The organism is Thalassotalea sp. 273M-4 (assembly GCF_041410465.1).
Classification (GTDB): domain Bacteria; phylum Pseudomonadota; class Gammaproteobacteria; order Enterobacterales; family Alteromonadaceae; genus Thalassotalea_A; species Thalassotalea_A aquiviva.
Window position 1 is genome coordinate 958,803 of sequence record NZ_CP166961.1, and the last position, 26,057, is coordinate 984,859.

Consider the following 26,057-nt stretch of genomic DNA (forward strand, 5'->3'; position numbering starts at 1 on the left):
TACATGTATTACATGTGTAATATGTAATGCTGAAATGTATTAAGTTTTATGAAGGGAATATTCAATATAATGAAAGGGTTAAGCTACGGAGCAAGATATTTACAGACTTATTTTACCTTGAAGATAGCGCCAATGAATACAAGGCTTGATGACATCACATGTAATCAAATCTCAGAAGAAACGTGCTTATCTTTATCATCGGTATATAAGTATATTGATGAGCTAAAAGATAAAGAGGTTATAAGAGTTGAAAGGAACCCTATTTTTAGGCAAGGACCAGGTTCCAATAGTTATATTTTATTTGAACGAGCTCCCGAAACTTGGTCGATGCGCGATCATGTACAAAAGGTGGTTAGTAACTATGAATTGAAGCCAATTGAGAAGACCATCTTAATTACTCTTCTAATGCAGTGTGATAAATGGGGAGTCATTGAGCACATTGTATTTGATGAATTATCGAGAGATACAGGAATCAGTATAAATGCCTTATTGGCTAATATTGATGGACTGATAAAATCAGATTACATCTTTAGTGTTTTTAAAGGGGGATTAGTTGATTTTTATAGAACAACCACTAAACCGTCGATTTACTTAAATCTGAAGAGAATTATAGCCACTAATATTCATGGAAAATCACTTTCTTATTGTACAGGTTATTTTGGTGGTCCTATAACCCATACTGATGATATTTCGCTTATGTTTTCTCGTCGATTCGATTTTTTTGAATTAGACCCTATTGACTACTTTTCATCGGATTATCTTCCGAACGGAGTATTGAAAGAATATTTTTCATTTTTGGATGATAATACTCGTGACTCGACCATATTATTTTTAACTCAGTTGGTTGACAAACACACCAGTGAAGCCATGCGAAGTTGGAGCGAGGATGCTGTTCAGTACATAAGGCAGGAAATTGAAGGAGATGCTATTGAGTTTTATCTAGGTTCAACCATAACTTCGATTGATATAAAGAAACTAAAGGAACAATATAAAAAAGGGACCTTTAGTTATATTTCTAGCCGTCCATTAGAAAATGAACTGAATAGTAAAATTTTAGAAGGAAATACATGGTTCACGCCCAAAAGTGAGATTTACAAAGAATTGGTTTTTGAACTGATGTTTTTAATAAGTACCACGGCTTATATTGCTAAAGTACAGTCTATTGAGCTGAGAGAATCTCAATACAAAATAATCAGAGAAGCTAATGGTTTAATTGTAAATATAGACAGGGAATCACTTCCTAGAACTGTTTTATCAAGACCAATTTGATTGCTAAAAGAGTAAAGTTGAAGACAGTCATTTCCAAAACGTAATTTAACCTTTGAAGACTCTTGTAGGCCACGTTCTTCTTGTGTTTTTAAATAGAGAATACTGAAAAAAGCGTAGGTTATAACTAATATATATACGTAAAGTATCTCATTAAATTTTTATAGGTTTCACTGACCTTATGTATTAAAAACACATAAGGTCAAAAAGATGAACTATAAGAATACAAAACATAAAACTCACTCTAACTCACGCTATAAAGGTTACCCTGTACTTAGTCAACAAGGCCCTCTTCTTAAAAATTGTTTAAAAGCCATTTTTAAAACACTGAAAAAAGCAACAGATGAGTATCCTCGCTCATGTGCTATTCGCTTTGATTTAAAGTTACCTGATTATCTAGCAGATATTGATAGTGCTGTTATTTCACGATTTACTGAGGCATTGAAATACCTGATAAAGCAAGATTTAAACAATAAGCGCAAGGCAAACAATAGAGTGCACAAGTGCCAGCTTCGATATGTTTGGGCCAGAGAAATTAGCGAGAATGCAGAAGTGCCGAAACCGCATTATCATGTATTAATTTTATTGAATAAAGATGCTTACAACTGCGTAGGAAAATATGATGCTCTCGATGGTAATATGGCAGCCAGGATTAAAAGGGCCTGGGCCAGTGCACTTAAGATTGCTTTATCTGAGATTGGCGGATTAGTATACTTTCCAGATAACTGTCTTTATATTCTAATTAAAAAATCAGATAAATCAGATAAATCAGATAAATCAGATAAATCAGATAAATCAGATAAATCAGATAAATCAGATAAATCAGATAAATCAGATAAATCAGATAAATCAGATAAATCAAATGACTTTGATAAAATCTTTCCAAAGTTAATGAAAAGAACCAGTTACTTTGCAAAGGTAGCAACTAAAGAGTTTAATGGTAGAACCAATAGCTTTGGTTACAGTCAGAAGTAAAATTGAATCCAACCGTTAAAACCAGTTTTGGTCATGTAAAGCTTAATTACCCGTCATGCTAACTAAGGTTTATTGTGAATAATTGCATTTTTATAAGTGCTAACAATAGTTCGTTAGAATGAATAAACAAAATATCCATCATGAAAAATCAATATTCAGGTTCGATTTTAACTTACCTGGAAAGTAAATTATTTGATAATTGAGTTGGATATTTTTTTATAGGTAGGCTAAGTTACTAAATATTATAATAAAAAGGAGCGGACAAAACGTGTCCGCCATCCTCTTTATGCTGACGTTAACTGATGTCAATTGAAGAGAGAAAAGGATTTGACAGATATTAAATTAGCCGAGCGTCTCGCTGAAATTATAGGTATGTTAAACAATGGTGAGGGTATTAACACATCGTTGTTGGCAGAAAGGTTTAATGTCTCCCAAAGAACCATCCAGCGTGATATACATCAGAGACTTAGTTTTCTTGATATTGATAAAAGTCAGCAGTTATGGAGTCTCAAAAAAAATAAAGCAGGAAAGCTTAATAAAGGGATTATTAACAAATTTGCTGATATTTGTGGGATTAAAGAATTATTCCCTACCATGGATGAACACTTCTTAAAAGAACTCACGGATGACGAATCTACCTCTCCTTACTTAGTAAAACCCCTCAATTACGAAGAATTTATTATGCCGACGTATCGGCATCAATTCAAAAAGTTAGCAAACGCTATCAAGTCACAATATCAGATCGATTTTTTCTACAACGGTAAAGAGTATAAAAAAATCGAGCCATATAAATTAATTAGTTATCAAGGTTATTGGTATTTGGCTGGAGTTGACTCTCAAAAGATCAAAACATTTCAAGTTGGCTTGATTGAAATGCTATGGACTTCGAATGTCTATTTCGAAAAGTCATCGAAAATTGATGAAAAAATACGTCAAGACGAAACAATTTGGATAGGCGAAGAAAAATTTGAGGTAAAACTTAAAGTCAATTCGAGCATTAGCCATTATTTTAAAAGGAGGAAAATTTTACCGGAACAAAAAATAGTAGAGGCATTACCTGAGGGAAGTTTAATGATAACAACCCAAGTAGTGAATCAAAAGCAGGTTTTATCACTTATAAAATGTTGGCTACCCAATATTTATATTGTATCCCCTGCTTCAATGAGAAGTGCTTTGACATCAGAATTAAAAAAATATTTAAAAGAATAAAGAGGAATATATGGACATTAACTTAATACACGTATCTGCAGCGGTGATTATTTTAGGGCTGATGAATATTATCAGTATTTTTTGGGTGAAGAGTCATCTTGACACTCAGAGCAAGATGCAAAAAGATTCTAATGAAAAACATATCAATCAGCTAAATGAAAAAGTGTTAATCCTGGAAGCGACACTGGAAGAGTCAATCAAAAAAACAGTTGAACAACATCAGTTATCAAAGGATTCGATTGCATCACTAATTGACTCTTCTTCGCAAGAAATAGCAGAGAAGATGACCTTTACTCAAAATGAGTTAGAGGTGGTTAAGCAAGAACATTCTCGAATGAAGAATGAACTTTTAATGGCTGTTAAACACTTTTCTGAAAAGAGCGCCATGAGTACGAACAACGCCATCCAAAAACTTCAAGAGTCGAATAAAACCTTATCATTTGAACGTAAACAAGATTGGCATTCAGGGTTAGAACAATTGACTAGTCTGATTGCATCTCTTCGTATTGAAAACCTTATAGAGATCACTAATGAGCTTGCCAAACATCAAGAGTTAAGTGTTGATACTGACGAGTTCACTAAGCAACTGGGTGATTGTAAAGTTTTAAAAATAACGGATAAGCATTCAGGGCAAGTTACCGAAGTGTTTTACGAAAATGGAATTAAGCGAAGCAGTGATACCTTTGATGGCGATCTTCTCAAATACCAAATGTTTTTTAATGAAGATGGTAAGCCAGAAAAAGGGCTAGAGTTCGACAAACAAGAGCGCATTATATTTGAATATTTATACGATGATGCCGGCGAAATTCATCAAAGAACCGATGTCACTTACGATGAAAATGGCAATAAATCAGAACAAGTAAAAGCATATTAAGGGAGTAATAACAATGTACTTAAGTGAACTAAATATTGGCGAGAAGAAAAACTTTTTAGAGTTAGCGCATTACACAATGGGGTTAAATGGTTCCCATAAATTTGAAGAACAACAAGTCCTAAGTGCATTCGAACAGGAATGTCAACTAAAGGGATATAAACCTCAGAAGCAAAATGAGATTGATAATGTTATTAAAGTAATTTCTAAGGCCTCATGCCGAACGCGAAAAATATATGTAATTGAATTGTTTGGGATAATGCTCGCAGATGGAAACGTCTGTGAAGATGAAAGTAATTTTATGACAGAACTCGGTAAACACTTTGATATTGATGAATATGAACTTCGAAAAATAAAGCGATGGGTCATCAATATGAATGAATTGGTATTAGAAGGTTATCAAATATTGAAGAAGGAGGTCATATGTTAGGTAAAGTTTGTAGTTGGTTCTGTGATGGAGTCGATTATTTGTCCGAAAAGGTAAGCGATGGAATCGATTATCTAAGTAATGTCGTAGTCGGCGGAGTAACTTATTGCGTTAACAAAGTTCAAAAAACTTGGGCTTCAATGAACGGAGCAGACATAGCCGCTAAAGCTGAACAGCTCTATGAACAAACTAAGGAAAAGTTAATCGATGCTGAGAAAAATTTTACTGAAAATGTATCCTCTTTAACAGCACAAATGAATGATCAAGTCGGGAAATTGAACAGAGTCAAAGCGGAAATTCATGACGTGCATTTTAAACGTTTTCTTCAATTAGCTAACCGGCTTCACAATGTCACAGTAAAAGGTCAGCCGTTTAATGAATTGTTTGATGATTCAGAGTTTAAACACAAAGAGACAATACAGGTTAGAGCTAAACATAAGCTACTTGAAATAGACTTTAACAATATGTCTTTAGGTGAAAAACTTCAGATGTATTTTACTTTTGGTTGGAGCTCCAAGCAAAAGGCTAAGAAGAGCTTAGCAAATGTTGAAGATGAAGAGAAAAGAATTGACTCTGAAATTGCTAAACTCAACTCACATATAAAAAAATTGGAGCAAGTAAAAAACTCCATTATGGAAGTCTCGATCTATTTTGATGAGCTTATAGGCAGCTATGAAAGTTTATTAAAACGTTTTGAATATGGGATCCAAACACAACGTTTTAAACAAATGGCGCTATCTGACAATGTTTTTTCTGCCAAGTTAGATTTTAGGTTAATGCCAATTGTGCACATTCAAGAATTCCAAGCGCTTTTTAACATGTCCCTCGTTTTGAAGAAAATGGCATCTTTAGGTTATTTATCTGATAAAGAAGAGCAAGTGGAAGTGTCAGGCTCTGATCTCGAGCAAGCTGTTGCATTACGTAACAACGTCAGAAACCTATTTCAAAATGTCGCATAAGGATAATGTTTATGGCAGAAAAGTATAGACAAGAAGTCTTAGAGGCCGAAGAGGTGATGAAAAGGTTGGAAAATGCCTCTCCCTTGCAGGCGAGTAAAGTTCTGATCGATATGGAACTTCACGATCAAAAAGAGTCATTAGAGATACTAAATGGCATATATCAAGATTTCAAAACGAATCAGAATGTGGTTGATGAATTGATCACACCTATTGGCCTCAATGTATTAGATAGTATCATCACACATAAAAGCCTTAAACTTAACCGAACGGGATTAACAGCTACGAGGCTATGGAGTGAAATTAAAGGATTCGAATATTCTTCAGCAACGATTAAAGCTGAAGTTTTTTCAGCAAAACAACAATTGGAGGCGATGAGGGAACCATCTGAATACAAAAGATCAACAATCGTTCAAGATCAGAAGTTGAAAAAGCATAAAGAAAGTAATACTGAGACTGATGGTTCGATTAAAAATGAAATAGATGGCAGTGATCTTAATAGAGAAAGTAACTCATCCTCAAATGACAGCGTGGATACAGATCATTTAGAAAGTGCTAAAAGCTTTTCAGATAAATATGGCGGCAATCCTTTTATATCCGATAAAGATTTAAAGGATATAGCCAATCATGACGACAATTTAGCTTCAATTTCAGCGGCTCAAAACCGATCAAAAAATGCAGGGACCTTTCAGGATATTAAGGACAGGAAAGATGCGTTACTTCAGAGGCAAGAAGAAGGAAATTTGACTGCCTCAGAACAAAAGGAACTCGATAAAATCAATGATAAGTTTCCTGAAGGAAGTCTCGAAGCCGGGATTGAACTTGAGAATGAAGCCTCGCAGAAAAACTTCGAAAAAATGCAAAAGGTCGCTAGAGAAAATGCGCTGAATAACAAAGCTCATGTGGCTAAGAAAGCTGGTATAAAAGCAGCTGAACAAACTGGTTATCAAGCATTGGGACACGCTATTATTTTACTTATAAAGCCTGTTTTTTATGAGTTGAATGATGCAATAAAATTTGGCATTGAAAAAGGTGTTGGTGCCAAAAGCGTGACTGAGGGGTTAAAAATTAGATTTAATCGGGTGCTAGCCTATTTAAAGAAAGAAGTAATACCTCTCTTAAAAAAAAGTTTAGGTGATTTTTGCCAAAACTTTTTTAAAGTACTTATTGATGGAATAATGAACCTGGTAACAGGGTTATTTAAGTCTTTAATGAAGATATTATCGGAAGGTTTTTCAGCCTTGGTAGGCGCTTTCAAAATACTAGCCAAGTCAGATGATGAGATGTCTAAAGCAGAAAAATCAGATACAATTTTAAAGCTCTTTTCTGCGACAGTAGTGACTTTTGTTGTCTTCTATTTTGAATCAACTATTGTTTCTGCCATTCCTATTGATTTCTTAAAAGACATTATTTTGTCTTTGCTAAGTGGTGTTGCATCGACAATAGTTGTGTATATGTTGGATAAGGCGGATTTCTTCTCGGTGAAGTTAGAAAAGCGTACTAAAGCAGTAAAGGACATTTTTGAGCAAAGAATTAGGCAAATTAAAGAAAATACTGATGCTTTTGAAGCCGCAACCATAGAGAAGTTAGCAAAAGATAGACTTAAGTTTAAGCTACTATCTGATGAATTAAATCAAGCAATCGAAAGTAACGACAACCCAAATCAAGCGATCGATAAAATTGCCGATTTTATGAAGCTGGATTTAAAAATAAAGTCGACTGATGATTTTATTCATCTGCTTGAATCAGAAAGTGTACTCGTTATTAACTAGGTGGCTTTTAGCACAAAAATATTTTAAATAGGTTATTCATTTCTTTTAGAAATGCATAATTAGCAAAAATAAAAAGAGAATCTAAATGTTAGGTATATCATCAGGTTGGTCTCTACTTGCAAAGACCGCTTTTACATCTTTAGCAATTGATTTAGATAAAGATGCTAAGCAATTTATTATTCGAAACATGCTATTTAAAAAAATGGTCAGCTATGCCTTAGAGCAAAAGTTTGGTGACGATGTATCACTCAAGAGCGTTGAGCAACAAGGAGTAATTGTTGAGCACAAGACTTATGGTGAGATATTAGTCTTGCCTAAGAAGCTAACCATTTTTCGTGAAAAAGTTGAATTTGTGACAGATGTCGAGTTATTGACTAATAAGACAACATCGGAGTCGATTACAACGTTAATATCAGGTGTTGTCCAAGGTGTTGCTAGTAGCGCTTTATTTGCATTGTCTGCTGGCTACTTAGGGGCATCAGAAATTAGTCAGTCTTTATTTAAAATAGGTTCATCGATGGTGCACTTAGTGAACGGTAAAGGTGATAAGTTAGGCCTTGGAAAAGATAGAGTATTTTCGCTAGAACTTCCTGACAGTATTAAACACTCAAACCTAGTATCTTTATTCTTCGGTGACGAAGAGCAATCTATCGCTATGGCATTAGACATGCGTAATGGTGATTTTGCTATTGCTATTGCTGTTGAAAACTTTGATATGGAAAAGCTTGAGGCGGTAAAAACAAAAAGTATGGCGCTGATTGGTCAAACCATCCTAGGGAAAGTAGCCGCTTAACTAATAATGGCGACTAATTATATTTTAAGCCTAGGCTAATGCCTAGGCTTAACCTCCTATCTATCCCAATGCCGCCAGGTATTGGCACCAAGGTAGCTTTTCGCTTCATCTTTTAACATCCACATAAACGAGCAGGCGTTATGTAGGTCACCATTTAAGCAATAGGCAGAGAACTGATGGCAGTTATTTGATAGCGTGTTGTATTCCGTTTTTGTTCCGAGCATATCAAGCGCACGTTCAGCTACACACTCATCACCACAGGCATACTCATCTTTGGAAGATACGTAGATGTTTAGTGCGGTGGTACCGTCGGTGAAACCTGTAGGATTAACTCGTTCAATAACCCCCTTGCCATTTAAATGGATGATTTGGTTATTACCCACATAAATGCCACTGTGATCGGCGTAGCCACAGCACATGTCACAATAAACGACACTGCCTATCTTAGGGTTTACGCTATCGCGAAATTCATCGACGAGGCTTTCAACCAGATTGATCGCTGGTCCGAGTAAAAAATATTTAAACATAGAGTATTCCTTATTAGATTTCGAGTTCAACAAAGTCAGCATCGATTTCGGCTTGGGTCATGCCGATGTATCTGAGCGTGACGGCCTCAGAGCTGTGCCTGAGCATCTTCATCACTCTGGCGATGTCTTTGGTGTTTTTATACAAGTGATAACCACGGGTTTTACGCATGCTGTGGGTACCAAGTGATAAGCCAAGCTCTTCACCGACTTTAGCGAATGCTTCGGACACGGCGCGACGGCTTAATGGTTTAGGTGCCTGGTTTTCCGTACCTTGACTGCGATAGGATTGAAACAAGTAAATATGAGAAGGGTGCTTCTCTTTGATTTTACTGATAACACTCAGCGCTTTGTTGTTAAGTTGGATGTTGGCAACTTTGCCGGTCTTGCCTTCTTTTAGGATAAGCCTATCGCCTTGTATGTCGGAAAACTTAATCGACAGTAAATCCGATATTCGAAGAGCCAGGTTTAAACCAATATTCCAAATGTCTGCCATTTGCTCACTGCAACGAATGGACAGCAGATGGCTTATGAGATGGACTTTTTCAAATTGCGTGATCGCTTGAACTTCGGCCATATTTCAGGTTCCTTTTTTGCTGTATGTTGTTAAAAAGGGAACTTCAGCGAGGGTATATTGCTGAAGGCCTTGTTTTTACTGGGGTGTCAGGTTCCCAAAATGCCAAAATGGGAACCTGAGGTTTTGGGGTCAGTCGATGTAGACGGCGGTGCGATAAACGCCCATATCGTAGTACTCGACGAAGTTGTTGAGAAGCATCGAGAGCAGCTCTTGTGAATCACCGCTATCTAGCCACTCCGTAAACATGCTGTAGGCTTTATTGGTGGTAAAACAGATATCAATTTCTTTTACCAAATCATTTGATAAACCCTGGTAGGCGTAATCGGATATCGAAATCAATCTCCACTCTTTCATGTCTTTCACCAGGCCCACGTTCACAGGGTGATAACCACCCGTTTGAGCACAATAACCTGGGTCTAAAAAATTCAGGGTAATGCGCTTGGCACCTTCATCTGGTTTACTCGCTTCTATGATCTCTTTTTCGATTAACTGGTAAAACGTATCAGGTAACGATAATTCAGTATTTCTCTTTATTTTCATATCCATAGCTATACCTCACAGCAATCCTTTCTCTGCAAACGACACCGGGGTTTCTGCCACGATGATGTGGTCCAATACCCGAACATCAATCAGACCAAGAGCTTTTATCAGGCGCTCAGTAATATTTTTATCGGCAATCGACGGCTCAGAAATGCCAGAAGGGTGGTTATGGGCAAATACCACTGCGGCTGCATTAGCTTCAAATACCGCTCGAACGACTTCGCGAGGGTAAACGGTTGCCGCATCAATGGTCCCGAAAAACAATTCTTTGTATTCAATCAGGTGATGCTGGCTATCGAGCAGCATGACAGCAAACACTTCTTGTTTATATGTGCCTAGCTTACACATCAAAAAATCTTGGGTGGCGCCAGAGCTGGTAAACGCCTGACCTTTTAAGTAGCTGCGTTCGATGATCTTGGCCGCTTTTTCAAGGACACGAAATTCGTGCAGCGGGCGATGAGACTTGTATGTCTCAGCTAATGAACTGTGCATAACGTTCTCCTTAATGATTAAACATGTCTATGCACAGGGGTGATATATATCTGAAATGTTTTTATATCGTTTTTATGCCCCTAAAAAATAACCGGCTTTGCGAATCCTTTGAACATAACCAGAGGATTTAAAAATGCGATTAATCAGATTAAAAAAAGTAATGGAATTGACAGGCCTTAGCAGAGCATCGGTATATAAGTTCATGGCAAATGACACGTTTCCTAAATCGGTACCATTAGGAGATAGAGCCGTTGCCTGGGTAGAACAAGAAGTAACGGATTGGGTGTTAGATAAAATTGCAGAGCGTGATGCTAACAATAAAAATAACTCTGTAAGCATAGTGGCTTAAAGCAGGTTAGAAAAACAAAAGTTACCAGGCGTGTTCGGGATAATGAAGAGCGACCCTTTACTTTTACGTACTGAGCGACAAATGAAGTCTAGATCAGAAAGTTATCGCCTCAGTATTTTCTACAAAACAATTTGTGATAGGATGATACCTAATAAAATTAATTAGATGGCGTAAGCATTCCACCTTTTAAGCTTAATATTCGTATCGTTCAGTTTCTAAAACCGTTTATTTTGCTGAGTCAGATGAGCTCTTTAATGATGCAGTGGATGTACTTGATGGAAATATGGAATAGTTATGAATAGTCAATCGAATTCGTTTTGGTTTGTAGGTGCATCCTACGGTAAAGGTAGTGAGGACCAAACTGAGCGCTTCCTCAATGATGCCGTTTGGCAAAACGGCTATGAGGATAAATATCTTGATGTCGTGCGTAGTATGCAGCCGGGCGACAAGATTGCTATTAAATCGTCCTACACACGAAAGCGAGAGCTCCCTTTTGAGAATAAAGGCCAGACTGTTTCAGTAATGGGGATCAAAGCTATTGGTGTGATTACCCGTAACCATGGCGATGGTCGCTTTGTCGATGTTGAGTGGCAACCACGCTTTGAGCCTGTTAATGAATGGTATTTCTATACCAATCGCAGCACTATTTGGCGCGTCTCTCCCGATGACTGGATGACAGAGGGGCTTATTGACTTCACTTTCAATAAAATGCCACAGGATATAGATCGTTTTCGCAATGCTCCCTTTTGGAAAGAACGCTTCGGTGATACCCCTGTCGATAAACAGCGTTTTAAGTGGACTCAGTTCTATGAAGAGTTTGCCGACAAGCTGTTAGCTTACAAAGGTAATCGTGCTTCGTTGATGACCGCCATTCACGACTTACCAAACAAAATTGGAAGCATTTCAGTCCTTCAAGATCAGCCTGAGGAAGGTACGAAAGAATTACTAGATGATATTTGTCCATTTACCGTATTTGGCCTATTTAATAGAGGCATCACTGATGCTAATCGAATAGCGATCGCAAACGAACTTGCTACTTTTTTGAAAGTTGAAGCGCCAGTTCCTAACTCTTTTGAAGGTATCCCCGTTGTTAATAATCAGCGCTCTTGGTTTTTTGGATACAAATACCGAAGGGGGGAACACGACATTGAGGCGTTATGGAACCTTTTTGAGGCAGCCATAGAACACGCAAATAATTCAGAAACTGATACCGCAGAGGTACTTTATGACGCCTATGAAACGGCGACTAAATGCTGGGGAACCGGCTGGAACCTTTCGATGGGGCTCTATTGGATTCGACCATGGAAGTACTTGACTCTTGATGGCCAGTCTCAAACATATATTACTAAAAAATTGGGTTTAGAAATTGGCAAAAATGGTGAAAAAGGCCGTTGTAGCTCAAAAGATTACTTCGGCCTGATTGACGTTCTGGAAACACGATTTCAAGAGGACGCCTACCCCGTACACTCTTTTCCAGAACTATCGCTGTCGGCTTGGCTGTTTAAGGACATCGACACATCCGCACATCCAAATGCTACAGACTTTGAGGATGAGGAGCTATCGGCAGAAGAAAACGAAGTTGCTGAACAGACCGCTCCTATTGAGCAGTATACAATTGACGACATTATTGCCGATGGTTGTTTTCTTGAGAGAGAAAGCATCGCTAAAATAATTACTCAGCTTAGACAGAAGAAAAATATTATTCTCCAAGGTCCTCCGGGAACTGGTAAAACATGGCTCGCGAAGAAACTTGCTTATGCGTTAATGGGCCAAAAGGACGAAAACTCCCTGCGTGCCGTTCAGTTTCACCCAAACCTATCTTATGAGGATTTTGTGCGTGGTTGGAGACCATCTGGTGAAGGCAAATTGACGCTCGTTGATGGCCCATTCTTGGAAATGATTAACGAAGCAAAAAAAGATGCCAGCATCAAACACGTAGTCGTTATCGAAGAAATTAACCGGGGGAACCCTGCTCAGGTTTTTGGCGAAATGCTCACCTTATTAGAGGCTGACAAGCGCACACCAAGCGAAGCTTTAGAGCTTAGTTATCGTCGAACTGAAGGCGAAAGAATCCATATTCCCGCTAACCTTTATGTTATTGGTACTATGAATATTGCCGACCGCTCATTAGCACTTGTCGACCTTGCTCTACGTCGCCGTTTCGCATTTTTTGATCTTAAGCCTACGCTGGGTGATGTATGGCGCAATTGGGTTCATAATAAGTCTGGTATTGATGACGATTTTTTACAGTTAATTGAGCAGCGCATAGTCTCTCTAAATAACGAGATATCAAAAGATCGAAACTTGGGTCCTCAGTTTAAAATCGGCCACAGTTATGTAACGCCACCTTTAAATGCAAAGATAGAAGATGCTGGAGCATGGTTTCAAGGTGTCGTAGAAACTGAAATTGGGCCGCTTCTTGAAGAATACTGGTTTGACGATATAGAACGCGCTATGAAGTCCAAAGACGCTCTGATTGAAGGCATTTAATGGCTGCCGTTATTGAAGCACATGGCCAAGTCACTTCGTCGAGACGATTAGGAAAGATACCTGTTCGTAACCTGTGGTTGTTGATGCTTTATGCTTCAGATCTTTATCGCCACCTAGGCACCAAAAACGTCGACGTGGAAGATAATCCTGAAGAAATAGCAGATTTGGTTGCCGAGCTCCTCTGCCATCTAGTTGAAGAACGCATGATGCGAAATTTAAGCTATGGGTATGAGTCAAAAGTTGCTGTAATCAGTCGAGTTCGTGGACGAATAGATACCCTAACCACCGAGCGGCAAAGGCTACTTGAAAAAGGAAAGGTATGTTGTCGTTTTGATGAGTTAACTGTAGATACTCATCGTAATCGATATGTTAGATCTGCATTAGAACAATTATCAAAGCTGAATATTAAAACAACTCTTGCGCATAAATGCCGAGTCTTAATGCTGAGTTTAGAACGTCTAGGCGTGAGCAAGGCAAAGCCAATAAATTACAGCGGAAAGTCAGAAAGATTTGGTCGCCATGATATTAGTGATCAGAAGATGGTTGCTGCAGCCGATTTGGCATTTTCACTCGCTTTGCCCACAGAGTTTGACGGTCAATTTCATCTAACATCCCCTGACTCTCAGAAAGAGTGGCTTAGAAAACTGTTTGAAAAAGCTATAGCGGGTTTTTATGCCGTAGCACTAGATAAAAGAGAGTGGCGTGTATTGGCTGGCAAACAATTTGATTGGCAGATATCAGATAAAAGTTCAGGGATCGATGAAATCCTTCCCAGCATGAAAACAGACATTATTGTTGATAATCGCTCATCAGATAAACGTTTGGTAATCGACACAAAATTCAATTCAGTGACCACCAAAGGTTGGCATAGGGAAGAAACTCTTCGCAGTGGTTATATCTACCAAATGTATACCTACCTCAGAAGCCAAGAAGACATATCAGACCCCAAATCAATTGAAAGCATTGGTATGTTACTTCACCCGACAGTAGATAAAGAAATCGCTGAAACGGTAACAATTCAAGGCCACCCGATATGGTTTTGTACTGTTAATTTGGCTGAGTCAGCTATATCAATTAGAGAGCGGCTGCTGCTGTTTTTACGAAAGAGTTTCCAAGAGAACAAATAAAAGCATAAAACGTGAATGGATGGTTCTACCTCTTTATTGCTGGCGGCCGAGCTTAATGAAATTGATTTATTTGAGCGAATGGTTGAAAGCGGCGGAAACCCATTATTAACGGTACCACACCCTGAAGAAGGCTTTCCTGTTGATTGTTATTTCATAGCTTACGCGAATAAATCTAAGCAAGTGTTAGAATATCTTGAACAAAATAAAAACAATATGTTCCATAAATTTGGGAAGCCTTGTTGGAACTGGGGTTTAAGTCAACAGATTTAATTAAGTCAATGAATTGCAAGGTTTTTTATTATCTGCTTGCGTAAGCCCTTTAACCCTTTACAATAGAGTTCAATATAATAATTTCAACATGAAGTTCCTTCACTATTGTTACAGTGAATAAGCGGGCTATTTTTAATATGACTACCGAAAAAAATTACGTTAAAGTCACTTCGATGGATGACCTCAAAGAAAACGACTTTAATCTTAACATTCCGCTATACAATGAAAAAAATAATTGAAGACAACTTGCCAGCTGTTGAATAAGCATGGCATGAATGCTTAGAAGCAGAAGAAAAATTTAAAAGGATTTTAAAGGAATTTCTATAGATGAATAAGCATCTAAATATTTTTAAAACATACGCAAAAAGCAATCGTAGTTATCAGTTAGAGAATGATTTAACAAGAGCTTTAGCAATATGCCTTCAAGAAGATTCACTATTTTGCCATGAAGTATTGAAATCCATCATCAATAATTCTGACTTGTACAATCAGCTATTTGAAGACCTAGATGGTGAAACAAGTATTCAAATTGAAATACAAAAAAGTACCAGTAACATTGGAGAGTTTGAACAGGTATTTGCAGTTTCTTTGAGTGAAACCATAATGTTTAATTTTTGGCAACAAACTCACAATTCCGAATATGATCCTATCTGTGATTTAGTAATTACAATAAATAATATTTTAATAGTCGTTGAAGCTAAACGAGATAATATCGATTGTACTGCTCAGCTATATAATCAAATATTGAATACTTTTATTCATCAAGGAAAAAGTATTGAAAATAATAAAGAAACTGTTACCCCTATAGATTTGAACTGGAAGAAATTAATGGCAATTGCCGTTAAAGTTGCCAGTTTTGAAAAAACAACCGGCAATAGTAATCGATTCCTGACGGATTTTATTCAACTTGTTAAAGGACATAACTTTAGCTGGATGCCTGAAACTCCAATAGGCTCTTTAAAAAACATTAGCTCAAAAGCCATATATCGAAGATTAGAATCAGCCATAAACCAGTTTTGTAAAAACTCTGAAACAGTAGAAAAGCTCTCATATAACGACAGGCTTGGTACTAATTTTTCAAAGGGTTGGTCAAACGAACTCTTATTTAGAGTTGATAATAACTCTGGTGACTTAGTAGTTGATATTTATCCAGGGAACACTAAAGGCCAGGGCTGGCATATTTTCCAACAAGAACCACGATTTGCAGACCAATTAATTATCAGTGATGAGCCATATGTTACATGCAAAGAATTTCATATTAAGTTCATGGGGCAGTCATATATAACTGGTTTATGGTTAAGCGAACATGATTTCTGTAAGCCGCTTTATACCAAGCAAAACTTTAACAAACACACTGGCAGAATATACAGACAAGACTGGTCTGTTATAGAAAACTTGCTAGATCAGCACATAAATTCTGACTGGAAAACTCAGTGTAATTGGCAAGATAAAATTATTAATTCTAAAAGAACATTATTCAACATAGCCTTTGGTTATCATATTTCAATCAGCGTTCCGTTCAAAAAACTCGCTCAACTAGATAGAAATCAAAATGACATAACGCCATTAGCTAATTTTATCGAAAGCATTTACAAAGCGTTTGAAACAAAACTAATGAAAGAGGAAATATCCTCATTATGACCTAACAAGAACTTGAAAAATACCTTTGGCAGTGAACGAGAAGTACAAAAATCACTTCGCAAAACCTTGTCTAAATACAAATTACATAAAGACCAAGTAATGTTTGACAAGGCTTACACGTATATCATGGAATATTATTAATTTTAGGGAGATTGTTAAATGCAGTTTGTAAAAAATGGACCCGATGTACCCGAGGCATTAATTCAAGCCCATGAAGAAGGAAATGTGGTTTTTTTTTGTGGCGCAGGAATATCTTTTCCTGCAGGTTTACCCGGTTTCGGAGGTTTAGTTTGGGAACTTTACAAACTCATGGGTATAACTCCTGATGAAGTGCAACAACAAGCATTAAAAGCAGGACAGTTTGATACAGCTGTCTCCTTGCTAGAGGCGGTCAAACAAACTAATGAATGGCGACGTGATGTACGTCATAAGATGGCTGCTCTTCTAGAGCCAGATTTTTCAAAAGCTAATGCGACTTCAACTCATCGAGCGCTACTACAACTTTCTTTAACGAAAAATCAGAAAATGAGGTTAATCACTACCAATTTTGATCGTGTTTTCTTTAAAGCAAGTGAAGAGGAGAAACTCGAACTTCCTATTTTTAAAGCACCGTTGTTACCGGTGCCCAAAAATAGGTGGGACGGTTTAGTGTATTTACATGGGCTCTTACCTGATTCTGTAAATGGATCTGAATTAGATCATTTAGTTGTTTCGAGTGGTGACTTTGGATTAGCGTATTTAACAGAACGTTGGGCAGCTCGATTTGTAAGTGAATTATTTAGAAGTTATACCGTCTGTTTTGTTGGTTATAGCCTTAATGATCCAGTCCTTCGCTATATGATGGATGCATTAGCAGCTGATAGATTGTTGGGGGAGTCGCCCCCAGAAATGTTTGCTTTTGGAGAATATAGTAAAGGTAAGTTCGACGATGAGTTCAAACGTTGGAAAGCTAAAAACGTTACACCCATATTGTATAAAAGCCATAAGAATCACTATTATTTGCATAGAACGTTAATAAATTGGTCAAGTACATACAAAGATGGATTAAGTGGCAAAGAACAAATTGTGGCCACGACAGCACCGTTTACACCTACTAGCTCTGACTATTACAACGAGTATGCAAGGAGATTAGCTTGGGCTTTAAGTCATCCAAGTGGAATTCCAGCCAATACATTTTCAAAATTAATCCCATCACCGCCGTTAAGTTGGCTGTCAGTGTTAGATTCAATTGAATTTAAAAATCAAGAATTAAGCCGCTTTGGTGTTTATGATGCTAGCATTAATTCTGATGCGACTTTTAGTTTATTTTCTCGACCAGCAAAATGTTCAAAAGCTCCACTAATGACACTTTCTCAATCACCCTACAGTGAGACTCAATGGGATAATATTATGCGAGGTCTTGGTAACTGGTTAGTATGCCACCTTAATAATCCTGACCTTGTATTATTTGTTCTTAAAAGAGGCGGAATATTAAACAGTTACCTTCAGAGTTTAATTGAACAAAAAATATCTGAACAAAGAAAGCAGAAACAAAATGTAAATAGCGCCTTCTTTGAGAAATTAAAACTTATAAGTGAAGATGCTGTATTAAGTGAGGAGATGCTAACAGTTTGGGATTTAGTTTTAGCTGGCTATTGTATTAATTCTGGACATCGTCATAACCTGTATAGCTGGGCTGATGAATACCAAAAAACAGGGATAACACCAACTCTAAAGAGCAGACTGAGAAAGGCTTTAAGTCCTGTTGTCATTTTTAGAAAGCCAATAGGTTTGGCATTTTATGACGAGAAAGCAGGAATCAGAAAATATCTTTCTTGGGATATAGATTTAAGTTCCTCATTTGCACATTCGGCTATCAAACATATATCTAGAGTTGATACCTGGAAAAGCGATGTATCTCGTATCTTTTCTGACGTGAATGCCTTATTGATTGAAGTGATGGAATTAAAAGCTGTTTTAGGGGGAGTCGATGAACATACTGACTATACCTATGTAGAACAGCCATCAATTTCTGAACACCCACAAAATAAGGATTATAACAACTGGACTGTATTGATTGACCTAGTCAGAGATTCTTGGATTTCATTACTAGATAGTAACGCTAGCAAAGCAAAAAATATCGTACGTATTTGGTGGGAAACGCCGTTTCCAATTTTTAAAAGGCTAGCCTTTTTTGCAACTTCCAAGCTGGACGCCATTTCGCCAGAAGAAATCAATAATTGGTTAGAGCAAGAAGACTCTAAATGGCTGTGGAGTGTATCTTCACAAAGAGAACTTCTTCAGCTACTCCCTCATTTAGCTGGGCACTTTGATGTTAAAAATGCCGAACGTTTATTAAATAATATTTGTTCGGGTCCAAACAGAATATGGTATAGAGAAGATTTAACAGATGAGGCGTTTGGTCATTTAGTAAACAGAGAAAAATGGTTACGACTAGAGAAGTTGAAGCTGGGCGGACTCATATTTAGTAAAAAAGCAGAACAAGTTTATCAAAATATTAAACAGGAAAACCCAAACTGGGAATTAGCGGACGACCAAAGAGAGGAGTTTCCATTCTGGATGGGCGAAGGAAGTTATTATAAGGAAACTTCGCCTAGCCCCACTGGTGAAACAGAATTAATAGCCTGGCTGAAATCTAAACCTGATCATGATCATTGGGATGAAGATGATTGGTCAATAAGGTGTAAAAATGATTTCATGGTTGCCAAAAATGCACTATTAGCTCTTGAACAAGATAACATCTGGATACCTGAACGTTGGAGGGAAGCTTTAAACATTTGGACTGAATCAAAGAGGTTAAGCATTAAAGCTTGGCGGTCTTTATCCAACGTTTTTCTTGAAATGGACGAGCATAAGTTAAAAGATATTGCATGGAACTTATCACGATGGTTAAAAGCCAATACTACTTGCAGAGCTCTGCCAGAACAGCAGTATTTTTCTTTTGTAGATAAATTATTAGCTATCCCGTATGACTTTGATAATGAGCCAAATGATGTAATTACCTCAGCGATAAACCACCCTATAGGTATTACCGCTGAAAGCTTATTTAGACATTGGTATGCCGATAAACCTAACGATAACGATGGACTGGATGATAAATATAGGAAAAGATTCGAGCTGTTAGTTTCTAATGAAAACGAAGTTTATTCTTTAGCTAAGGTCATTGTTGCAACAAATGCGTTGTCACTATACAGAGTTTCGCCGGGATGGACCCAAAAACATGTGTTACCTCTATTTGATTGGGGCAATTCAAACTCAGCAAGTTTAGTCTGGAGGAGTTACTTATGGTCACCAAGATTACATGAATCATTTTTGATAAAAATCAAGACAAACCTTTTATACACTGCAAATTACTATGAACAGCTCGGTCAAGCCAAAGAGCAATATGCCCGGTTTTTGACATATGTTGCTCTCCAACAATATGAAGATTTTAAAGTCACCGAATTAGCGAACGCCTTTAGAAACCTACCTATTGAATCTTTGCGTTATGTGGTTTCTTCTTTAAATGATGCGTTATCAAATTCCGGTGATAGACATAATGAATACTGGGAACATCGCGTAAAAGTATTTTTAAATAAAATTTGGCCAAAAGATATTACGCCATCCGAACAGACAGTTAGCCAATTAGCATTACTTTGTATCAATGCTAAAGAGTTTTTTGTATATACTTTAAAATTGTTAAAACATTACTTAACAAGAATTGACGACACGGAGTACATTGTAAATAAATTAAAATCTAGTGAAATAATTAGGCTATTCCCGAAAGAATCATTGGATTTTCTTGATATGCTTATCACTGATGAGCCTAGATTTAGACCACCGTCCAAGCTAAGAGATTGTCTAGATGAAGTTTTAGAGCAAGATCCTGATTTACATACAGAGCAAGCCTATCAACGGCTCAATAATTTACTTAGGCGGTATGATTAAAAGAAGGGGATAAAATAGAACTACTAGTGTAGATAAGCCAAATATGGTCACCTAAATGATGGTCAGTTTGTATCAAGTTGACTATTACACCTTGTCACTCATGGACTGAATTTATTGATGGAGTTACTCCACCAATTCATCATTTCTTTTCTTTGTTCAAGGTATTGAGCTCGATTATAGGCAGCTTCTACCTGGTTTTCTTTGGCATGTGCGAGGGCTGCCTCAATAACATGCGGTGCAAAACCTTGCTCGTTGAGCGTTGTGCTTGCAAGAGATCTCAGACCATGGCTGACGAGTCGTCCTTCAAACCCCATGCGTTTTATCGCGGCGTTTGCTGTTTGAGTGTTACAGTGTGTTCTTGGATTCCGATCTGCGGGGAATAAGTGCTCACGATGAGCACTTAGTGGTTTTAGTTTTTCTAAGATTTTCAGAATTTCCGGTGTTAGGGGAACGATATGTTCACGCTTTTTCTTCATGCGCTCAGCAGGAATAACCCAAAGTTCATTTTCCCAGTCAACTTCTTCCCACCTAGCGCCAGCAGCTTCACTAGGTCGCACCATAGTGTGCAATTGCCACAAAATAAGGTATCTGGTTACTTTCTTAATATTAGCTTCAGAAATGGCTTCTAAGAGCTCAGGAAGCTCGTGAGGTTTAAGCGTTGGCATATTTGATTTAATCGGCTTTTTAAAAGCCGACTTTATGCCGGAAATCGGATTCGCCTTGATGATACCTGTATTGGCTGCAAACTCCATTATCTCGTTTAAGCGTTGGCTTAGGCGTTTTACTGTTTCTAAGCTTCCTTTAGCTTCAATAGGCTTTAGTACTTCAATTACAGAAGGTGCGTCTAGATCGTTTACATTTAGCTTGCCTAGCTGAGGCAGTATGTAGTTTTCCAGAGATCGCCATACATCAGTCGCATAATCATCAGATACTGAAGAACGCTTCACTTCAAACCAGTTTTTGATGACATTTTCAAAGATATGTTCAGTTTCGGCTATTTGCAGCTTTTTATTTTTTTCTCTTTCCTCTTTGGGATCTATGCCCAATTGCACAAGTTTACGAGCTTGTGTTGCTAACTCTCTGGCTTCAGCAAGTGAAATAGTAGGATAGCTGCCTAGGCCCATATTTAATCGGCGCTTTGTAATAGGGTGGCGATAGTTAAAATTCCAAAGTTTGGAACCTGTCTTTCTTATTCTGATTTGTAAGTTAGGAGCAGCAGAGCGAACATAATCTTTATCTAGAGTCTGTAGGGCTTTTAACTGCCTGTCACTAGTAATAGGTTTTACGGTTTCTTTAGCCATCTAGATGTCCTGATTGTTTGCTCTGGTAGAATAGGTTTATCACGCGATATAGGATGAATGAACAGATTATGGTATTCCAAAATATAGGTCAATCAGTTTTGGAATACCAATTGGAATACCCAAAGAGCTAGATTTAGCTAGATGCTAGTAGACGTTAATAGACAGGGTTTAGTGGTAAATCGTTGATTTTAGGCATAAAAAAAGACGTCCTGAGACGTCTTTAATTATGTAAGTGGTGGAGCGGGGGGGAGTTGAACCCCCGTCCGAAAAACCTACATCCTCGGTACTACATGTTTAGTCGTTCTTTTATTTAACCAGTCGGACCCCGAACGACAGGGTTCTTTCTGGTGAGCCTGATACGATTTCGCGGTTCACCCTCAGACAAGGTTCCCTCGCTAGCCCATTTAGTATGACCATCGCATCTCAAGTCAATAGGCGAGACTATGAGAGGATGGCTAGCATTATGCTGCTAGTGCGAACGTTTCGTCGTTTGCAACTATAGTTTTGCGGCTTTTTACCAGGCCAACCGCCCCTGGACATGCACCTTGGGTTTCGTGAATCCCGTCGAATCCTAAATCCGCCCCAAAGGTATTTCTGAAAGCTGATAGCTATTCAGAAAGTGTATTGTACCTTTAAATTTTGCAAGATACAACGCGATTGATTTTCAACCAATCATCGATACATATTAAGACAATTTCGTTGCAATTTAGTGCCCGAAACTCGTATTATGTTTTCTATATCTGATTAGACCAGTATTGATTGAGGCAACTAACTCTATGACGCAAAACAAATTATTAGAAATATATAATAAATGGAATAAATTTTCTTTTGGTAAACGTTTATTCTCATGGTTTTTTGCACAAATGGCGCCTTACTTTAAAACCATTAAGCCTTTAGTGCAGGAACTACGACCCGGGTTCTGTCAGGTTTTAATTAAAAAACGTAAAATTGTGCAAAACCATATTGGCACCATGCATGTGATAGCTATTTGTAATGGCCTTGAAATGGCAATGGGAGCGGTTGCCGAAGCGAGCATTCCCAGTCATCTTCGCTGGATCCCCAAAGGCATGAGCTTAGATTATACCGCCAAAGCAGGTACTGATATCCGTTGTATCGCCGATATAAGCGATCAGGAGTGGGTTGAAGGTGATTTTAAAGTGCCGGTTAAGGCCTTAGATGAAAATGACGTTGTCGTCGTACAAGGGCATATCATGCTTTGGGTAAGTAAAAAACCTGAGAAAAAGGCATAGTAACACGATTGTTATTGGCTAAAACACAAAACGCCAGCATATGCTGGCGTTTTTGGGTTTATAAGTTTTTCGTTTTCATTAGTCGACCTTGGTCTACTTTCCATTCGCGATCTTTGATATCAGCACGTTTGTCGTGTGCTTTTTTACCTTTACCTAAGCAAAACTCAAGTTTTACCCAGTTACGCTTCCAATAAAGCGCTGTTGCGATTAATGAAAAACCCTGGCGGTCAACGGCACCAGCCAGTCTATCGATTTCACGTTGGTTTAATAACAGTTTACGATCACGAGTGGGATCGCAAACAACGTGGGTCGATGCTGAATTTAGCGGTTGTATTTCAGCCCCTAAAAGGTAGGCTTCGCGATTTTTGATAAACACGTAACAATCTGAGATGTTTACCTTACCAACTCGCAAAGATTTTATTTCCCAGCCTTGCAGTTCAATACCCGCTTCAAACTTATCTGAAAGGGTATACTCATGCCTCGCTTTTTTGTTTAAAGCGATGGTATTACTGTTTTGTTTCGATTTAGATTTTTTCTTTGCCATAATGGCGCCATTATACTTAAGAAACAGCAGATTGGTATAGTAAATCCTAATTATTCATCACTGTTGGCAAAATGCGAATTTAATCGCAGGGTTATAAATCCTCGTATGTTAATCATCAGCAATACGCTCAGGCTTTAACCGTCATTGATGCCGATGTACTTTGATAAGGCATTCACCGCTTAAACAAACATGCGAATTAACTTTTTTGTATTCTTTACAAAATGTTATTTAGGGGTGAGCTTTTTATCTGGCTTTGATATTATAGCCATATTCTAATTGGGGGATCTAAATGCCAGCTATTAACCGCAGCGCACTTGTTATGCATAGTGCTGCTCAAATGTATGAATTAATTAATGAAGTTCTGTCTTATCCAGAATTTTTACCAGGTTGTCTGGACTCTAAAATTGTTGAAAGTCTAAACGACAAAATGGTTGCCTCTTTACTTGTTTCTAAAGGTGGCATTCAAAAGTGGTTCACCACAGAGAATACATTAATCAAAGATCACAAGATTATTATGAATTTAAAAGATGGACCGTTTCGCAAACTCACCGGCCATTGGTTATTAACCCCGCTCAGTGACACGGCCTGTAAAGTATCATTAGAACTTGATTATGAATTTTCAAGCAAGGTGATCGAAGTGGCGTTTGGCAAAGTGTTCCAAAATTTAACCAATAATATGATCAACGCATTTACTGATCGTGCTAAAGAGGTGTATACAGCCAATGCTAGCTGAACAAATTACCATTGAATTGGTGTATGCCCTACCAGATGAACAAACTTTAATGGCATTACATATCGATGCCGGCTCTACGGTAGAGCAAGCCATCGAAGTATCGGGGATTTTACAAAAATACCCACAAATTGACTTAACCGAAAATAAGGTCGGCATTTGGAACAAGTCGGTAAAATTATCGCATGTTGTTGAAGAGGGCGATCGAATTGAAATCTATCGTCCGTTAATTGCCGATCCAAAAGAAGTTCGTAAACGTCGAGCGCAAAAAGCCAAAGAAGAAGGGCGTGCAGACAAAGTTACCGGTGGCAGGCTAAATCCTTTGCGTGCAAAAACGGATAGCGCAGACTAAAGCACAAGCGAAAAAAAATCCTGATATCAAGTCAGGAATTTTTAGTTTAAATGTGGTCTAAAAAGCTAGAGTGAAAATAGACTGGCTATTTTTGCAACGCGACCGGACTTACATTCCCCACCTTGGTATGAAGGCTCGCTTGAAAAAGTGTCTTCGATAACGGCCATGTAATATTGAACCTTGTCTTGTACATGCATAGCAAGCTCAAACAGGTTATGGTTTTTTTCAGGGCTATTGGCTAATGGCTCACTTGAGGCTACTTCAACAATTTGTGCAAGGGGTTTGTTAATAATCGCATCATAGCTGCCAAAATGACTGTTGGTCACTGTGGTGATACTCACTTGCATCTCAAAGCTGTAATCTTGTTTGATGTGTTCAATGGCCAATGCCGAAAAAGGAAGCGCCAAGATAAAACTAACGCCAAGTATTAAATTGGTAAGTTTATTAAATCGATGCATATTGCAATCCTCAATGACCTTTGGTAAGAGTAACGTGCTACCAGCAAATATTTTCCACGTTGGTGATGATAACATATGTTATAAATTTGTAATATGCTAATTTGATCCGATGAATTCCCAAAATTTCAAGATGAATGGCGCCTTTGCGTGACTTTACGCGATTATTTATCGCAAAATTAAAGTACAATTTGGCCTAGATTTAATCGGTGATTAACAACTTTGAGCGATATCATTGACTAAATTTCGAAACCATATATGACTGGCTTCATGATGAAGTAATGGTGACCAAATCATTTTTAGTTCAATATCTGGGATCTCAAATGGTACCGGTAAAATCACACCGTTAGGATCACTTTCATGTAATTTAGCAGCTTTGTGCGGTACGGTGGCGATGAGATCATCATCAAGCGCTAATTGCATAGCGACATAGTAGTTACGGGTAAAGAGTTTTATATCTCGTTTCTCATCCAATTTAGCTAGGGCTTCGTCAACCCAACCAAGTTTTTGCACATCGTTAGGGTCCATACCAAGCCCGACGCCAAAGCCAGTTTTACTCACCCACACATGTTTACTTTGTAAATACGTCTGTAAATTAAACTTGGTAATGGCAGGGTTGGATGCCCGAGTAACACAGCGAAAGCTATCTCGCCACAATACTTTTTGATGAAAAGATTGCGGTAAATTATCAAATCGATTGATTGCCATGTCTATTTTACCATCTTCTACATCATGAAAACTCACATCACTTGGGGTCATAATATCTAGAGTAACGTTAGGAGCAATTTCATTGAGTTGATGTAAAAGTTTAGGCAGGATGGTTGATGCAGCGTAGTCACTGGCCATTAATCGAAATAGCCGAGTACTGTTGCTCGGATCAAATTGCTCTACCTTTTGTAAGGCTTCTTTGATTTCTCTTAATACGTTGCGTACGGTAGGGGCTAGACTTCGCGCCCTTTGAGTCGGCACCATACCCTCAGAGGTTCTCACTAAAACAGGATCGTTTAGCAACTGTCTAAGGCGCTTTAAACTGTTGCTCATCGCCGGTTGGGTTATCGCCAATTGGGCCGCCGCTCTTGTGACATTTTTTTCACGTAATAAAACATCAAAGGCAACTAAAAGATTAAGGTCAATATTTGCTATATTCATAAAATTAATGTTTTTTATTTTTGTATAAATTACATTAATTATTATAGCGTTGCTAGCCTAACCGAAAGGT

25 protein-coding genes and 1 other RNA gene are annotated in these 26,057 nt (G+C 37.9%); 17 read left to right on the forward strand and 9 right to left on the reverse strand.

Features of this window, described 5'->3' with window-relative positions; all coding sequences use genetic code 11:
- Nucleotides 1–69 precede the first annotated feature (69 nt).
- The 8 genes from ACAY00_RS04280 to ACAY00_RS04315 all read left to right on the forward strand — a co-directional run bounded on the left by ACAY00_RS04280 (nt 70) and on the right by ACAY00_RS04315 (nt 8,269).
- The gene (locus ACAY00_RS04280) at nt 70–1,269 is read left to right on the forward strand and encodes a hypothetical protein (protein ID WP_371377685.1); all 1,200 of its coding nucleotides are present in this window, start codon (nt 70–72) and stop codon (nt 1,267–1,269) included.
- A gap of 207 nt (nt 1,270–1,476) precedes the next feature.
- Nucleotides 1,477–2,241 (forward strand): inovirus Gp2 family protein, encoded by a 765-nt coding sequence (locus ACAY00_RS04285; protein ID WP_371377687.1) that lies wholly within the window; start codon nt 1,477–1,479, stop codon nt 2,239–2,241.
- A 327-nt stretch (nt 2,242–2,568) separates the two neighbouring features.
- On the forward strand, nt 2,569–3,450 hold the full coding sequence (locus tag ACAY00_RS04290) for a WYL domain-containing protein (protein WP_371377690.1): 882 nt from the start codon (nt 2,569–2,571) through the stop codon (nt 3,448–3,450).
- A gap of 10 nt (nt 3,451–3,460) precedes the next feature.
- On the forward strand, nt 3,461–4,324 hold the full coding sequence (locus ACAY00_RS04295) for a hypothetical protein (RefSeq protein ID WP_371377693.1): 864 nt from the start codon (nt 3,461–3,463) through the stop codon (nt 4,322–4,324).
- A 13-nt stretch (nt 4,325–4,337) separates the two neighbouring features.
- Nucleotides 4,338–4,751 carry a TerB family tellurite resistance protein gene (locus ACAY00_RS04300; protein ID WP_371377697.1) on the forward strand — a complete coding sequence of 138 codons (414 nt, stop codon included), beginning with the start codon at nt 4,338–4,340 and terminating at the stop codon, nt 4,749–4,751.
- The gene (locus tag ACAY00_RS04305; RefSeq protein WP_371377700.1) at nt 4,745–5,707 is read left to right on the forward strand and encodes a DNA repair protein; all 963 of its coding nucleotides are present in this window, start codon (nt 4,745–4,747) and stop codon (nt 5,705–5,707) included. The genes ACAY00_RS04300 and ACAY00_RS04305 overlap by 7 nt, the downstream gene beginning before the upstream one ends.
- Before the next feature lie 11 nt (nt 5,708–5,718).
- Nucleotides 5,719–7,476: a hypothetical protein gene (locus ACAY00_RS04310; protein ID WP_371377703.1), complete on the forward strand. Its 1,758-nt coding sequence runs from the start codon at nt 5,719–5,721 to the stop codon at nt 7,474–7,476.
- Between the two features lie 85 nt (nt 7,477–7,561).
- A complete protein-coding gene (locus ACAY00_RS04315; protein WP_371377706.1) occupies nt 7,562–8,269 on the forward strand; it encodes a hypothetical protein in 708 nt (235 codons plus the stop codon).
- Nucleotides 8,270–8,325: 56 nt separating this feature from the next.
- On the opposite strand, the gene ACAY00_RS04320 is transcribed toward ACAY00_RS04315, so the two are convergent.
- The 4 genes from ACAY00_RS04320 to ACAY00_RS04335 form a co-directional block, all read right to left on the reverse strand.
- Nucleotides 8,326–8,796, reverse strand: coding sequence for a lecithin retinol acyltransferase family protein (locus ACAY00_RS04320; protein WP_371377710.1), 471 nt, complete (start codon nt 8,794–8,796; stop codon nt 8,326–8,328).
- Nucleotides 8,797–8,809: 13 nt separating this feature from the next.
- The gene (locus ACAY00_RS04325) at nt 8,810–9,370 is read right to left on the reverse strand and encodes a tyrosine-type recombinase/integrase (protein ID WP_371377713.1); all 561 of its coding nucleotides are present in this window, start codon (nt 9,368–9,370) and stop codon (nt 8,810–8,812) included.
- Between the two features lie 129 nt (nt 9,371–9,499).
- The gene (locus ACAY00_RS04330; RefSeq protein ID WP_371377716.1) at nt 9,500–9,910 is read right to left on the reverse strand and encodes a DUF2787 family protein; all 411 of its coding nucleotides are present in this window, start codon (nt 9,908–9,910) and stop codon (nt 9,500–9,502) included.
- Nucleotides 9,911–9,925: 15 nt separating this feature from the next.
- On the reverse strand, nt 9,926–10,402 hold the full coding sequence (locus tag ACAY00_RS04335) for a JAB domain-containing protein (protein ID WP_371377720.1): 477 nt from the start codon (nt 10,400–10,402) through the stop codon (nt 9,926–9,928).
- Between the two features lie 133 nt (nt 10,403–10,535).
- Between ACAY00_RS04335 and ACAY00_RS04340 the strand changes: the two genes are divergently transcribed.
- From ACAY00_RS04340 to dsr1, 6 genes are all read left to right on the forward strand, one after another.
- On the forward strand, nt 10,536–10,751 hold the full coding sequence (locus ACAY00_RS04340; protein WP_371377723.1) for an AlpA family transcriptional regulator: 216 nt from the start codon (nt 10,536–10,538) through the stop codon (nt 10,749–10,751).
- Nucleotides 10,752–11,045: 294 nt separating this feature from the next.
- The gene (locus ACAY00_RS04345) at nt 11,046–13,241 is read left to right on the forward strand and encodes an McrB family protein (protein WP_371377726.1); all 2,196 of its coding nucleotides are present in this window, start codon (nt 11,046–11,048) and stop codon (nt 13,239–13,241) included.
- Nucleotides 13,241–14,368 carry a 5-methylcytosine-specific restriction endonuclease system specificity protein McrC gene (mcrC, locus tag ACAY00_RS04350; protein WP_371377729.1) on the forward strand — a complete coding sequence of 376 codons (1,128 nt, stop codon included), beginning with the start codon at nt 13,241–13,243 and terminating at the stop codon, nt 14,366–14,368. Before ACAY00_RS04345 ends, mcrC begins: the two co-directional genes overlap by 1 nt.
- Before the next feature lie 15 nt (nt 14,369–14,383).
- On the forward strand, nt 14,384–14,638 hold the full coding sequence (locus ACAY00_RS04355) for a hypothetical protein (RefSeq protein WP_371377733.1): 255 nt from the start codon (nt 14,384–14,386) through the stop codon (nt 14,636–14,638).
- 327 nt (nt 14,639–14,965) lie between these two features.
- A complete protein-coding gene (locus ACAY00_RS04360) occupies nt 14,966–16,279 on the forward strand; it encodes a hypothetical protein (protein ID WP_371377736.1) in 1,314 nt (437 codons plus the stop codon).
- Nucleotides 16,280–16,438: 159 nt separating this feature from the next.
- Complete coding sequence (gene dsr1 / locus ACAY00_RS04365; RefSeq protein ID WP_371377739.1) at nt 16,439–20,206, forward strand: anti-phage defense-associated sirtuin Dsr1; 3,768 nt, start codon at nt 16,439–16,441, stop codon at nt 20,204–20,206.
- Nucleotides 20,207–20,304: 98 nt separating this feature from the next.
- Here dsr1 and ACAY00_RS04370 read toward each other — a convergent pair whose 3' ends face one another.
- Together ACAY00_RS04370 and ssrA are read right to left on the reverse strand one after the other, a co-directional pair.
- Complete coding sequence (locus ACAY00_RS04370) at nt 20,305–21,507, reverse strand: integrase domain-containing protein (protein ID WP_371377742.1); 1,203 nt, start codon at nt 21,505–21,507, stop codon at nt 20,305–20,307.
- A gap of 233 nt (nt 21,508–21,740) precedes the next feature.
- Nucleotides 21,741–22,091: a transfer-messenger RNA gene (ssrA, locus tag ACAY00_RS04375) on the reverse strand.
- Nucleotides 22,092–22,283: 192 nt separating this feature from the next.
- On the opposite strand from ssrA, the gene ACAY00_RS04380 reads away from it, so the two are divergent.
- A complete protein-coding gene (locus tag ACAY00_RS04380; RefSeq protein ID WP_371377745.1) occupies nt 22,284–22,757 on the forward strand; it encodes a hotdog fold domain-containing protein in 474 nt (157 codons plus the stop codon).
- Between the two features lie 58 nt (nt 22,758–22,815).
- On the opposite strand, the gene smpB is transcribed toward ACAY00_RS04380, so the two are convergent.
- Complete coding sequence (gene smpB / locus ACAY00_RS04385; protein ID WP_371377748.1) at nt 22,816–23,301, reverse strand: SsrA-binding protein SmpB; 486 nt, start codon at nt 23,299–23,301, stop codon at nt 22,816–22,818.
- Nucleotides 23,302–23,590: 289 nt separating this feature from the next.
- Here smpB and ACAY00_RS04390 point away from each other — a divergent pair, with 289 nt between their 5' ends.
- A complete protein-coding gene (locus tag ACAY00_RS04390) occupies nt 23,591–24,034 on the forward strand; it encodes a type II toxin-antitoxin system RatA family toxin (protein WP_371377751.1) in 444 nt (147 codons plus the stop codon).
- The gene (locus ACAY00_RS04395) at nt 24,024–24,383 is read left to right on the forward strand and encodes an RnfH family protein (protein WP_371377754.1); all 360 of its coding nucleotides are present in this window, start codon (nt 24,024–24,026) and stop codon (nt 24,381–24,383) included. Before ACAY00_RS04390 ends, ACAY00_RS04395 begins: the two co-directional genes overlap by 11 nt.
- Before the next feature lie 65 nt (nt 24,384–24,448).
- Here the strand turns inward: ACAY00_RS04395 and ACAY00_RS04400 are convergent, their stop codons facing one another.
- Nucleotides 24,449–24,841, reverse strand: coding sequence for a hypothetical protein (locus tag ACAY00_RS04400; RefSeq protein WP_371377757.1), 393 nt, complete (start codon nt 24,839–24,841; stop codon nt 24,449–24,451).
- A gap of 210 nt (nt 24,842–25,051) precedes the next feature.
- Nucleotides 25,052–25,987, reverse strand: a complete 936-nt coding sequence (locus ACAY00_RS04405) for a LysR family transcriptional regulator (RefSeq protein ID WP_371377760.1) — start codon at nt 25,985–25,987, stop codon at nt 25,052–25,054.
- Between the last annotated feature and the right edge of the window lie 70 nt (nt 25,988–26,057).

Excerpts from the sequence above, each read along its gene's own strand:
- ACAY00_RS04280 (WP_371377685.1), top strand. The coding sequence starts at position 70 with ATGAAAGGGTTAAGCTACGGAGCAAGATATTTACAGACTTATTTTACC.
- ACAY00_RS04285 (WP_371377687.1), top strand. The coding sequence starts at position 1,477 with ATGAACTATAAGAATACAAAACATAAAACTCACTCTAACTCACGCTAT.
- ACAY00_RS04295 (WP_371377693.1), top strand. The coding sequence starts at position 3,461 with ATGGACATTAACTTAATACACGTATCTGCAGCGGTGATTATTTTAGGG.
- ACAY00_RS04300 (WP_371377697.1), top strand. The coding sequence starts at position 4,338 with ATGTACTTAAGTGAACTAAATATTGGCGAGAAGAAAAACTTTTTAGAG.
- ACAY00_RS04305 (WP_371377700.1), top strand. The coding sequence starts at position 4,745 with ATGTTAGGTAAAGTTTGTAGTTGGTTCTGTGATGGAGTCGATTATTTG.
- ACAY00_RS04310 (WP_371377703.1), top strand. The coding sequence starts at position 5,719 with ATGGCAGAAAAGTATAGACAAGAAGTCTTAGAGGCCGAAGAGGTGATG.
- ACAY00_RS04315 (WP_371377706.1), top strand. The coding sequence starts at position 7,562 with ATGTTAGGTATATCATCAGGTTGGTCTCTACTTGCAAAGACCGCTTTT.
- ACAY00_RS04320 (WP_371377710.1), bottom strand. The coding sequence starts at position 8,796 with ATGTTTAAATATTTTTTACTCGGACCAGCGATCAATCTGGTTGAAAGC.
- ACAY00_RS04325 (WP_371377713.1), bottom strand. The coding sequence starts at position 9,370 with ATGGCCGAAGTTCAAGCGATCACGCAATTTGAAAAAGTCCATCTCATA.
- ACAY00_RS04330 (WP_371377716.1), bottom strand. The coding sequence starts at position 9,910 with ATGAAAATAAAGAGAAATACTGAATTATCGTTACCTGATACGTTTTAC.
- ACAY00_RS04335 (WP_371377720.1), bottom strand. The coding sequence starts at position 10,402 with ATGCACAGTTCATTAGCTGAGACATACAAGTCTCATCGCCCGCTGCAC.
- ACAY00_RS04340 (WP_371377723.1), top strand. The coding sequence starts at position 10,536 with ATGCGATTAATCAGATTAAAAAAAGTAATGGAATTGACAGGCCTTAGC.
- ACAY00_RS04345 (WP_371377726.1), top strand. The coding sequence starts at position 11,046 with ATGAATAGTCAATCGAATTCGTTTTGGTTTGTAGGTGCATCCTACGGT.
- mcrC (WP_371377729.1), top strand. The coding sequence starts at position 13,241 with ATGGCTGCCGTTATTGAAGCACATGGCCAAGTCACTTCGTCGAGACGA.
- ACAY00_RS04355 (WP_371377733.1), top strand. The coding sequence starts at position 14,384 with ATGGATGGTTCTACCTCTTTATTGCTGGCGGCCGAGCTTAATGAAATT.
- ACAY00_RS04360 (WP_371377736.1), top strand. The coding sequence starts at position 14,966 with ATGAATAAGCATCTAAATATTTTTAAAACATACGCAAAAAGCAATCGT.
- dsr1 (WP_371377739.1), top strand. The coding sequence starts at position 16,439 with ATGCAGTTTGTAAAAAATGGACCCGATGTACCCGAGGCATTAATTCAA.
- ACAY00_RS04370 (WP_371377742.1), bottom strand. The coding sequence starts at position 21,507 with ATGGCTAAAGAAACCGTAAAACCTATTACTAGTGACAGGCAGTTAAAA.
- ACAY00_RS04380 (WP_371377745.1), top strand. The coding sequence starts at position 22,284 with ATGACGCAAAACAAATTATTAGAAATATATAATAAATGGAATAAATTT.
- smpB (WP_371377748.1), bottom strand. The coding sequence starts at position 23,301 with ATGGCAAAGAAAAAATCTAAATCGAAACAAAACAGTAATACCATCGCT.
- ACAY00_RS04390 (WP_371377751.1), top strand. The coding sequence starts at position 23,591 with ATGCCAGCTATTAACCGCAGCGCACTTGTTATGCATAGTGCTGCTCAA.
- ACAY00_RS04395 (WP_371377754.1), top strand. The coding sequence starts at position 24,024 with ATGCTAGCTGAACAAATTACCATTGAATTGGTGTATGCCCTACCAGAT.
- ACAY00_RS04400 (WP_371377757.1), bottom strand. The coding sequence starts at position 24,841 with ATGCATCGATTTAATAAACTTACCAATTTAATACTTGGCGTTAGTTTT.
- ACAY00_RS04405 (WP_371377760.1), bottom strand. The coding sequence starts at position 25,987 with ATGAATATAGCAAATATTGACCTTAATCTTTTAGTTGCCTTTGATGTT.